The sequence below is a fragment of the Streptomyces sp. rh34 genome (genome assembly GCF_002551245.1).
Lineage (GTDB): Bacteria > Actinomycetota > Actinomycetes > Streptomycetales > Streptomycetaceae > Streptomyces.
In genome coordinates, this window is record NZ_NTGZ01000251.1 from 1 (window position 1) to 10,856 (window position 10,856).

Annotated in this window: 7 protein-coding genes; 5 read left to right on the forward strand and 2 right to left on the reverse strand. The window is 70.8% G+C overall.

What is annotated here, in order from left to right:
- The first annotated feature begins 219 nt into the window (after positions 1 to 219).
- Positions 220 to 3,216: a bifunctional [glutamine synthetase] adenylyltransferase/[glutamine synthetase]-adenylyl-L-tyrosine phosphorylase gene (locus CR470_RS30785; protein ID WP_097870767.1), complete on the forward strand. Its 2,997-nt coding sequence runs from the start codon at positions 220 to 222 to the stop codon at positions 3,214 to 3,216.
- Positions 3,217 to 3,375: 159 nt separating this feature from the next.
- Here CR470_RS30785 and CR470_RS30790 read toward each other — a convergent pair whose 3' ends face one another.
- Both CR470_RS30790 and CR470_RS30795 read right to left on the reverse strand, forming a co-directional pair.
- Positions 3,376 to 4,356, reverse strand: a complete 981-nt coding sequence (locus tag CR470_RS30790; protein ID WP_097870768.1) for a phosphatase PAP2 family protein — start codon at positions 4,354 to 4,356, stop codon at positions 3,376 to 3,378.
- A gap of 76 nt (positions 4,357 to 4,432) precedes the next feature.
- Complete coding sequence (locus CR470_RS30795; protein ID WP_097870769.1) at positions 4,433 to 5,476, reverse strand: LacI family DNA-binding transcriptional regulator; 1,044 nt, start codon at positions 5,474 to 5,476, stop codon at positions 4,433 to 4,435.
- Between the two features lie 345 nt (positions 5,477 to 5,821).
- On the opposite strand from CR470_RS30795, the gene CR470_RS30800 reads away from it, so the two are divergent.
- From CR470_RS30800 to CR470_RS30815, 4 genes are all read left to right on the forward strand, one after another.
- Positions 5,822 to 7,093 carry an extracellular solute-binding protein gene (locus CR470_RS30800; RefSeq protein WP_097870770.1) on the forward strand — a complete coding sequence of 424 codons (1,272 nt, stop codon included), beginning with the start codon at positions 5,822 to 5,824 and terminating at the stop codon, positions 7,091 to 7,093.
- 19 nt (positions 7,094 to 7,112) lie between these two features.
- Positions 7,113 to 8,132: a carbohydrate ABC transporter permease gene (locus CR470_RS30805; protein ID WP_097870771.1), complete on the forward strand. Its 1,020-nt coding sequence runs from the start codon at positions 7,113 to 7,115 to the stop codon at positions 8,130 to 8,132.
- Positions 8,129 to 9,007, forward strand: coding sequence for a sugar ABC transporter permease (locus CR470_RS30810; protein ID WP_097870772.1), 879 nt, complete (start codon positions 8,129 to 8,131; stop codon positions 9,005 to 9,007). Before CR470_RS30805 ends, CR470_RS30810 begins: the two co-directional genes overlap by 4 nt.
- Positions 9,008 to 9,123: 116 nt before the next feature.
- A complete protein-coding gene (locus CR470_RS30815; RefSeq protein WP_097870773.1) occupies positions 9,124 to 10,851 on the forward strand; it encodes a glycoside hydrolase family 13 protein in 1,728 nt (575 codons plus the stop codon).
- The last annotated feature ends 5 nt before the right edge of the window (positions 10,852 to 10,856 follow it).

Genomic DNA, 10,856 nt, shown 5'->3' on the forward strand with positions numbered 1-10,856 from the left:
GCCGGGGGGCCGGCCGGGGGAGGGGTGGGCAGGGGGTGCTCGGTCGTGGACATGGTTACTCCGCGGGGCGTCGAGTGGTGCTGTCAGGTGCTTTCCTGTGGGTGGACTCCGCCCCCGCCCCGAATTCATCGGTACAGGACTAGGCTCGGAGAGCTGCGACGAGGCAAGGGAGCAGCTGAGCAGTTACGCAGATCGGTTCGGGCGGCGGGAGAGCACGCAATGACGACGGCGCCGGGGCGCAGAAGCAGTACGTTCACCAGGCTGCTGCGGCACGGATTCACCGACCCGTCCGCCGCGGACCAGCTCCTCAACCTGGACGCGCTGGCCTCCGTACGGTCCGACCCCGTCCTCCTGGAGGCGCTCGGGGCCACCGCCGACCCGGATCTGGCCCTGCGCGGCCTGGTGCGGATCGCCGAGGCCGAGACGGAGAGCGAGCGGCAGGTGCTGCTCGACACCCTGATCACCGCCAAACCCCTGCGCGACCGGCTTCTCGGGGTCCTCGGCGCCTCGGAGGCGCTCGGGGACCACCTGGCCCGGCACCCGCGCGACTGGCAGGCACTCGTCACATACGAGGCGGTCGACCTGAACCCCGGGGTCGCCGAGTTCGAGCGCGGGCTCGCCGGCGCCGTCGACCCGGACTCGCTGCGGGTCGCCTACCGCAGGTGTCTGCTCACCCTCGCCGCCCGGGACGTGTGCGGGACCACCGACCTCGCGCAGACCGCCGCCGAACTGGCCGACCTCGCCACCGCCACCCTGCGCGCCGCTCTCGCCATCGCCCGTACGGCCGCGCCCGAGGACGCGGCCCGGTGCCGGCTCGCCGTCGTCGCGATGGGCAAGTGCGGCGGGCGGGAGCTGAACTACGTCTCCGACGTCGACGTGATCTTCGTCGGGGAGGCGCGCGACGGGGTCGACGAGACCAAGGCCATGCAGGCCGCCACCCGGCTGGCCGCCCACATGATGAGGATCTGCTCCGAGACCACCGTCGAGGGAACCATCTGGGAGGTCGACGCCAACCTCCGCCCCGAGGGCCGCAACGGGCCGCTGGTGCGCACCCTCAGCTCCCACCTCGCCTACTACCAGCGCTGGGCCAAGACCTGGGAGTTCCAGGCCCTGCTCAAGGCCCGCGCGGTGGCCGGCGATCCCGAGCTGGGCGCGGAATACGTCGAGGCGGTGTCGCCGCTCGTCTGGGGGGCCGCCGACCGGGAGAACTTCGTCCCCGACGTGCAGAAGATGCGCCGCCGTGTCGTTGACAACATCCCCGCCGACCGGATCGAGCGGGAGCTGAAGCTCGGGCCCGGCGGACTGCGGGACGTCGAGTTCGCGGTGCAGCTCCTCCAGTTGGTGCACGGACGCAGCGACGCCTCCCTGCACAGCGGCTCCACCCTGGAGGCACTGCGGGCGCTCGCCGAGGGCGGGTACGTGGGGCGCGCGGACGCCGCCCAGCTCGACGAGGCGTACCGATTCCTGCGCTCCATGGAACACCGCATCCAGCTCTACCGGCTGCGCCGCACCCACCTGGTCCCCGAGGACGAGGCGGACCTGCGGCGGCTCGGCCGGTCGCTCGGGATGCGCACCGACCCGGTGGCGGAGCTGAACAAGGCCTGGAAGCGGCACGCGTCCGTCGTACGGCGGCTGCACGAGAAGATCTTCTACCGGCCGCTGCTGGACGCCGTCGCCCAGCTGGCCCCCGCCGAGTCCCGGCTCAGCGCGAAGGCCGCCGCGATCCGCCTGGAGGCCCTCGGGTACGCCGACCCGGCCGCCGCCCTGCGGCACCTGGAGGCCCTCTCCTCCGGGGTGTCCCGCAAGGCCGCCATCCAGCGCACCCTGCTGCCGGTGCTGCTCGGCTGGTTCGCGGACTCCGCCGACCCGGACGCCGGGCTCCTCGGCTTCCGCAAGGTGTCCGACGCGCTCGGCAAGACCCCGTGGTACCTGCGGCTCCTGCGCGACGAGGGCGCCGCCGCGGAGAACCTCGCCCGGGTCCTCTCCGCGGGCCGCCTCGCCCCGGACCTGCTGATGCGGGCCCCGGAGGCGGTGGCGATCCTCGGCGCCCCGGAGGGGCTCACGCCCCGCACCCGGGCCCACCTGGAGCAGGAGATTCTGGCCGCGGTGGGGCGTGCCGGGGACGCGGAGTCGGCTGTCGCGGTGGTGCGCGGGGTGCGCCGCCGCGAGCTGTTCCGCACGACGGCCGCCGACCTCATCGACTCGTACGGCACCGAGGACAACCCCGCCGAGCAGGATCACGGGGCCCTCGTGGACCGTGTCGGCTCGGCCGTCAGCGACCTCAACGCCGCCACCGTCGCGGGCGCGCTGCGGGCCGCCGTCCGCGCGCAGTGGGGCGACACCCTGCCGACCCGGTTCGCCGTCATCGGCATGGGCCGCTTCGGCGGACACGAGCTGAGTTACGGCTCCGACGCCGACGTCCTCTTCGTCCACCGGCCGCGCGAGGGAGTGAGCGACGAGGAGGCGGCCCGGGCCGCCAACACGGTCATCGGAGAAATGCGGCGGCTGCTGCAGCTGCCGACCGCCGATCCGCCGCTGCTGATCGACGCCGACCTGCGCCCGGAGGGCAAGAGCGGGCCGCTGGTCCGCACGCTGAAGTCGTACGAGGCCTACTACCGGCGCTGGTCGCTGGCCTGGGAGAGCCAGGCGTTGCTGCGGGCCGAACCGGTGGCGGGCGACGAGGAGCTGGGGCGCGACTTCATCGAGCTGGTCGATCCGCTGAGGTATCCGATGGAGGGGCTCGGCGAGGACGCCGTACGGGAGATCCGGCGGCTCAAGGCGCGGATGGAGTCCGAGCGGATGCCGCGCGGCGCCGACCCCACGCTCCACACGAAGCTGGGGCGGGGCGGGCTGAGCGACGTCGAGTGGACCGTGCAGCTGATGCAGATGCAGCACGGGTGGGTGGAGCCCGGGCTGCGCACGACGCGTACGCGCGAGGCGCTGGCCGCCGCGTGTGCGGCGGAGCTGATTCCGGCGGAGGACGCGCAGACGCTGGACGAGGCGTGGGTCCTGGCGACGCGGGTCCGTAACGCGGTGATGCTGGTCCGGGGGCGGCCGGGTGACACCTTTCCGTCCGACCCGCGCGAGGTGGCGGCGGTCGGGCGGTACCTGGGGTACGAGCCGGGGCATGTCGGGGACATGTTGGACGACTACCGGCGGATCACGCGGCGGGCGCGGGCGGTGGTGGAGGAGCGGTTCTACGGGGCGGCGCCCTAGAGACGTGCTCCCGGGGCCCGGCCCCGAGGCCCCTCGGGGCTCCGCCCCGGACCCCGCTCCTCAAACGCCGGAGGGGCTGGAAAGGACGTCCTCAAGCGCCGGGTGGGGCGTGGAGGGGCCGGAGGCCGCGGGGTGGGGCGTTGAGGGGCCGGAGGCCGCCTACACCCTCCGCGCGCCCGCCGTCTGCGGCGCGGGCTCCGGTTCCGGCTCCGAAGCCGGGCGTGGCAGCCGGGCGGTGCGCAGGCCGGTCAGCCGTCCCCGCCCGTCCGGCACCCACTTCGGCAGCCGGTGCGGAAGCGAGCCGTACCAGACGTGGGAGACCGCGTAGCCGAACGCGAGGCAGGCCATGCCGCCCACCGCGTCCAGCCAGAAGTGGTTGGCGGTGGCCACGATGACGACCAGGGTGAGCGTCGGATAGAGCAGGCCCAGGATGCGGGCCCAGGGCGCCGAGGCCAGGGCGAAGATCGTCAGGCCGCACCAGAGCGACCAGCCGATGTGCATCGACGGCATCGCCGCGTACTGGTTCGACATGTTCTTGAAGTCGCCCGACGCCATCGAGCCCCACGTCTCGTGCAGGAGCACGGTGTCGATGAAGTTCGCGCCGTTCATCAGACGGGGTGGCGCCAGCGGGTAGAGGTAGTAGCCGAGCAGAGCCACGGCCGTCGTCGCGAAGAGCACCAGCCGTGTCGCCGCGTAACGGCCCGGGTGGCGGCGGAACAGCCAGACGAGGACGCCGATGGTCACGACGAAATGCAGCGTCGCGTAGTAGTAGTTCATCGACACGATCAGCCATGTCACGGAATTGACCGCGTGATTGACCGTTTCCTCGAAGGCGAGGCCCAGGGACTTCTCCGCCGACCAGATCCAGTCCGCGTTGCGAAGCGCCTGAGCCTTCTGCTCCGGGACGGCGTTGCGCACGAGCGAATACAGCCAGTAACTGACCGCGATGAGCAGGATCTCGAACCAGATGCGGGGACGGCGGGGTGCCCGCAGGGAGCGGAGCCGGGCCAGCCGGCCGGACTTCCCGGAAGCCGGGGGAAGGGTGGACGCGGGGGTGACCTCGGGCGCCGCCTGGGCCGCGATGGGTGAAGGATCGGCCGTCGACCGGCCTTCGTGCGCTGTCACCTGTGTTTCACCCATAGGCAGAGAGTCTTCCATAGAGATTCCCCTGCCCCCGATCATCCTACGGTCGGGTTCCGGTCGCACATTGTGCGTCTCAAGAACGAGGAGCCGACCCTGAGCCGCCTGCGGGGCCCGACGCCGTCGAGCCGCGAACCACCAGCTCAGGCATGAAGACGAACTCGCTGTGCGGTGCCGGGGTTCCGCCGATCTCCTCCAGGAGCGTGCGGACGGCGGCCTGGCCCATCGCCGTCACCGGCTGCCGGACCGTCGTCAGCGGCGGGTCCGTGAACGCTATGAGCGGCGAGTCGTCGTAGCCCACGACCGAGAGGTCGCGCGGCACGTCCTTCGACAGCCGGCGGGCTGCCCGGATCGCCCCGAGCGCCATCATGTCGCTCGCGCACACGACCGCCGTGCAGCCGCGCTCCATCAGGGCGGAGGCGGCGGCCTGGCCGCCCTCCAAGGTGTACAGAGAGTGCTGGATCAACTCCTCCACCTCGTCCGGGGCGAGGCCCAGCTGCTCCCGCATCGTCGCGTGGAAGCCCTCGATCTTGCGGAGCACCGGCACGAAGCGCTTGGGGCCGACGGCGAGGCCGATGCGGGTGTGCCCCAGTGCCACCAGGTGGGTCACCGCGAGGCGCATCGCCGCCCGGTCGTCCGGTGAGATGAACGGCGCCTGCACCTTGGCGGAGAAGCCGTTCACCAGGACGAAGGGGACGCCCTGGCCGCGCAGTTGCTCGTAGCGCTGCATGTCGGCCGAGGTGTCCGCGTGCAGCCCGGAGACGAAGATGATGCCGGAGACGCCCCGGTCCACCAGCATTTCGGTCAGTTCGTCCTCGGTGGAGCCGCCGGGTGTCTGGGTCGCCAGCACCGGGGTGTAGCCCTGCCGGGTCAGCGCCTGGCCGATGACCTGCGCCAGTGCCGGGAAGATCGGGTTCTCCAGCTCCGGGGTGATCAGGCCGACCAGTCCCGCGCTGCGCCTGCGCAGCCGCACCGGGCGTTCGTACCCCAGGACGTCGAGCGCCGCGAGGACGGATTCGCGGGTGGTCGCCGCGACTCCGGGCTTGCCGTTCAGGACCCGGCTGACCGTTGCTTCGCTGACCCCCGCCTGAGTTGCGATATCGGCAAGCCGTGCGGTCATGGGATGGGACTGTACCGGGCCCGTGTCGGATTGCCCATGTGCGCGGGGTGGTGCGAGGGAGGGGGCCGGAGCACTTTCCGGCAACGCCTTGCAAGGACTTGCGGCCCCGGGGCGCGGGCTGCGGTCGGATCGTCGCACTGCGGGCAGACCGTGTCCCGCCTGCTCCTGCCAGCGATGAGGGACTGTAGTCAAGGGGCTTGACGGCAACCTTGAGGACACGCGAATGTAACGATCACCAAGGCTTGCAGAAATCTTCCGCAAGGTCTTTCGGTCGTCTTTCATCCTTGTTACGTTCACGTCGACCCGGCGCCGCGACGGAGCGGTACGGCAGTTGAAGGAGTTCAGATGCGACGTGGCATAACGGCCACCGCCCTGGTCGCGGCCCTGGCGCTCGCGGCGACCGCCTGCGGCAGCGACGACGAGTCCGGCGGCGGCACGAGCTCGGGCGAGCTCTCCGGCACGGTGACCTGGTGGGACACCTCCAGCGTCGGCAGCGAGGACAAGGTCTTCAAGAAGCTGGCCGAGGGCTTCGAGAAGAAGCACCCGAAGGTCGACGTCAAGTACGTCAACGTGCCCTTCGGCGAGGCGCAGAACAAGTTCAAGAACGCCGCCCAGGCCGGCGACGGCGCCCCCGACGTGATCCGCTCCGAGGTCGCCTGGACGCCGGACTTCGCCAACCTCGGCTACCTGGCCCCGCTGGACGGCACCGCCGCCCTGAAGAACCAGGACGACTTCCTCAAGCAGGCCGTCGCCTCGACGAAGTACGACGGCAAGACCTACGCCGTCCCGCAGGTCATCGACTCCATGGGCGTCTTCTACAACAAGAAGATGTTCAAGGAGGCCGGCGTCGACGTGCCCGCCAACCTGGACGACCTCAAGACCGTCGCCAAGAAGATCAAGGACAAGACCGGCAAGACCGGCCTCTACCTGCGCGGCGACGACCCGTACTACTTCCTCTCCTTCCTGTACGGCGAGGGCGGCGACATGGTCGACGCCTCCTCCAAGACCGTCACCGTGGACAAGCCCGAGGGCGTCAAGGCGTTCAAGGCGGTCAAGGCCCTGGTCGACGACGGCACCGCGAAGACGGACGCCTCGGACGGCTGGGAGAACATGATGCAGGCGTTCAAGAACGGCGACGTCGCGATGATGATCAACGGCCCCTGGGCCGTCGCCGACACCCTGACCGGCAAGGAATTCACGGACAAGGACAACCTGGGCGTCGCCCCGGTCCCGGCCGGCTCCGTCGCCCAGGGCGCCCCGCAGGGCGGCCACAACCTCGCCGTCTACGCGGGCTCCAAGAACCTCGACGCCTCCTACGCCTTCGTCGAGTACATGACGTCCGTGGACAGCCAGGCCACCGCCGCCGGCGAGCTGAACCTGCTGCCCACCCGCACCTCCGCGTACGCCAAGCAGGAGGCCGTGGACAGCGAGATCGTCGGCTTCTTCAAGCCGGTCGTCGAGACCGCCGTCGAGCGCCCCTGGATCCCCGAGGGCGGCAGCCTCTTCGAGCCGCTGCGCGTCGAGTACACCAAGGTCCTCACCGGCCAGACCACGCCGGAGAAGGCCGCCAAGGCCACCGGAGACTCCTACCGCAAGCTCCTTGAGGGCTGGAAGTAACAGGAAGGTTGGCCGACTGATGGCTGTCCACACCAGCCAGTCGGTGGTGAAGGCCGCGGGCGGACACGTCGCCCGCGGCCGGAGCCGCGGCACTGGCACCCCACCACCGAAGCCCGGCCGTCTCCGGCGGGCCCTGTCGGTCCACTGGTACGCCTGGGCCATGGTCGCCCCGGTCGTCATCGTGATCGGCGTGATCATCGGCTACCCGCTGGTCCGCGGGATCTTCCTCTCGATGACGGACGCCGACGAGCGCAACGTCGCACGCTCCATCGGAGTCAACGAGATCCCCGCCACCTACGAGTTCGTCGGCGCGGACAACTACATCGACGCGCTGACCGGCTCGCAGTTCGTCGGGACGCTCGGCTGGACGCTGGTGTGGACCGTCTCCTGCGTGAGCGTCACGTTCGTCCTCGGCATGGCCCTGGCGAACATGCTCAACCGCCGCATCGCCGGGCGCTCCGCCTACCGCATGGCCCTCATCCTGCCCTGGGCCATCCCCGGCTTCGTCTCCGTCTTCGCCTGGCGCTTCCTCTACAACGAGGAGCGCGGTCTGCTCAACAAGGTCCTCGGCGGTGCCGGCATCGACGCCGTCCCGTGGCTGAACGACCCGACCTGGGCCAAGTTCGCGGTCATCGCCGTCAACGTCTGGCTCGGCATCCCGTTCATGATGGTCGCCCTCCTCGGCGGGCTCCAGTCCATCCCCTCCGAGCAGTACGAGGCGGCCGAGATGGACGGCGCCACCGCCTGGCAGCGCTTCCGCCACATCACGCTGCCCGGACTGCGCCCGGTCTCCACCACGGTGGTCCTGCTCTCCACCATCTGGACCTTCAACATGTTCCCGGTGATCTTCCTGCTGACCCGCGGCGGACCGGGCGAGGCGACCCAGATCCTGGTGACCCAGGCGTACAAGTTCTCCTTCGAGATCAGCCCGCGCGACTACGCGCAGTCCTCCACGTGGGGCGTGCTGATCCTCGTCATCCTGATGCTCTTCGCCGTGGTCTACCGGCGAGTCCTGCGCTCCCAGGGAGACAACTGGTGACCACCGTGACCGACACCCCGGCCCGGCACGCCGTGCCCAAGGTCCGACTGCGCGGCGAACGCTCCCCGCTCGCCTCCGTCGCCCTGCACCTCACTCTGATCATCGCCTCGGTGATCGCGGTCTTCCCGGTGCTGTGGGTCCTGCTGACCTCGCTGAAGCCCGCCAAGTACGCGACCACCATGGACTTCTTCCGCGAGACGACGTTCGTCAACTACACGAACCTGATCCGCGACACGGAGTTCCTCAACTGGTTCGCCAACTCCGTGATCATCTCCGCGCTCTCCACCGTGATCGGCGTCTTCGTCGCCGCCACCACCGGATACGCGGTGAGCCGCTTCCGCTTCCCCGGCAAGCGCGGGCTGATGTGGACACTGCTGATCACCCAGATGTTCCCGGTCGCCGTCCTCATCGTGCCGATCTACAACATCATGTCGACCCTGGGGCTGCTCAATCAGCCCACCGGGCTCGTCATCACCTACCTCACCATCTCGGTGCCGTTCTGCGCCTGGATGATGAAGGGCTTCTTCGACACCATCCCGCGCGAGATCGACGAGTCGGGCGAGGTCGACGGCCTCACCCCGTTCGGCACCTTCTTCCGGCTCATCCTGCCGCTGGCCAAGCCGGGCCTCGCGGTCACCGCGTTCTACTCCTTCATCACGGCCTGGGGCGAAGTGGCGTACGCCTCCGCCTTCCTGGTCGGCGACGAGAACCTCACGCTGGCCGGCGGACTCCAGAAGTTCGTCAACCAGTACGGAGCCCAGTGGGGCCCCATGACGGCGGCCTCCGTGCTCATCGCCATCCCGGCCGCCCTGGTGTTCCTCTTCGCCCAGAAGCACCTGGTCACCGGCATGTCCGCCGGAGCCGTCAAGGGCTGACCCCCCCTGGCCATCCGCACCAGCACCCGCACGCACCACCGCACCCGTCACGGCGGCGCCGGAACCCCCGACCCGGTCACCGGCGCCGCTTCCCACCCAGACACCCCAGGGACGACATGACCCAGCACCTCGCTGCCCCCTCCACCGGCACGTCCGACGACGCCCCGGGCCACCGCACCGGCTGGTGGCAGGACGCGGTGATCTACCAGGTCTATCCGCGGAGCTTCGCCGACGGCAACGGCGACGGCATGGGCGACCTCGCCGGCGTCACCGCCCGCCTGCCCCACCTGAAGGATCTGGGCGTCGACGCGGTCTGGCTCAGCCCCTTCTACGCCTCCCCGCAGGCCGACGCGGGCTACGACGTCTCCGACTACCGGGCCATCGACCCGATGTTCGGCAACCTGCTGGACGCCGACGCGCTGATCCGCGAGGCCCACGGCCTGGGCCTGCGCATCATCGTCGACCTGGTCCCCAACCACTCCTCCGACCAGCACGAGTGGTTCAAGCGCGCCCTGGCCGAGGGCCCCGGCTCCGCCCTGCGCGAGCGCTACCACTTCCGCCCCGGAAAGGGCGCCGACGGCGAACTCCCGCCCAACGACTGGGACTCCATCTTCGGCGGCCCCGCCTGGACCCGTACGGTGAACCCGGACGGCACCCCCGGCGACTGGTACCTCCACCTCTTCGCCCCGGAGCAGCCCGACTTCAACTGGGAGCACCCGGCCGTCGCCGACGAGTTCCGCTCCATCCTGCGCTTCTGGCTGGACATGGGCGTCGACGGCTTCCGGGTCGACGTCGCCCAGGGCCTCGTCAAGGCCGAGGGGCTGCCCGACATCGGCTCCCACGAGCAGCTCAAGCTGCTCGGCAACGACGTCATGCCGTTCTTCGACCAGGAAGGCGTGCACGCGATCTACCGCAGCTGGCGCACCATCCTCGACGAGTACCCGGATGCAATGGGGCCCGAAGGGCCTTCGACAGAAGGGCGGCAGCGGGTGACGGGCGGGCGGATCGCCGTCGCCGAGGCCTGGACCCCGACCGTCGAGCGCACCGCCAACTACGTGCGCCCCGACGAGATGCACCAGGCGTTCAACTTCCAGTACCTGTCCACCGCCTGGGACGCCGCCGAACTGCGCGAGGTCATCGACTCCTCGCTCGCCGCCATGCGCCCGGTCGGCGCGCCCACCACCTGGGTGCTCTCCAACCACGACGTCACCCGGCACACCACCCGCTTCGCCAACCCGCCGGGCCTCGGCACCCAGATCCGGACCCCCGGCGACCGCGAGCTGGGCCTGCGCCGGGCCCGCGCCGCCACCCTCCTGATGCTCGCCCTGCCCGGCTCCGCCTACGTCTACCAGGGCGAGGAGCTCGGCCTGCCCGACGTCACGGACCTGCCCGACGAGGTCCGCCAGGACCCCTCGTTCTTCCGCGCCGAGGGCCAGGACGGCTTCCGCGACGGCTGCCGCGTCCCGATCCCGTGGACCCGCGAGGGCAGTAGTCACGGCTTCGGCGACGGCGGCAGCTGGCTTCCGCAGCCCGCCGGCTGGGGCGAGCTGTCCGTCGAGGCGCAGACCGGCGTGGAGGGCTCCACCCTGGAGCTGTACCGCGCCGCCATCGCCGCCCGCAGGGAGCACCCGGGCCTCGGCGCGGGCACGGACGTCGAGTGGCTGGACAGCCCCGAAGGCGTCCTCGTCTTCTCCCGCCCCGGCTTCGTCTGCACCGTCAACACCACCGGCGCCCCCGTCAAGATCGCCACCCGCGGCCGGGTCCTGCTCGCCAGCTCCCCGGTCACCGCGGACGGCGCCGAGACCGAGCTGCCCGCCGACACCACGGTGTGGTGGACGGTGTGACACTG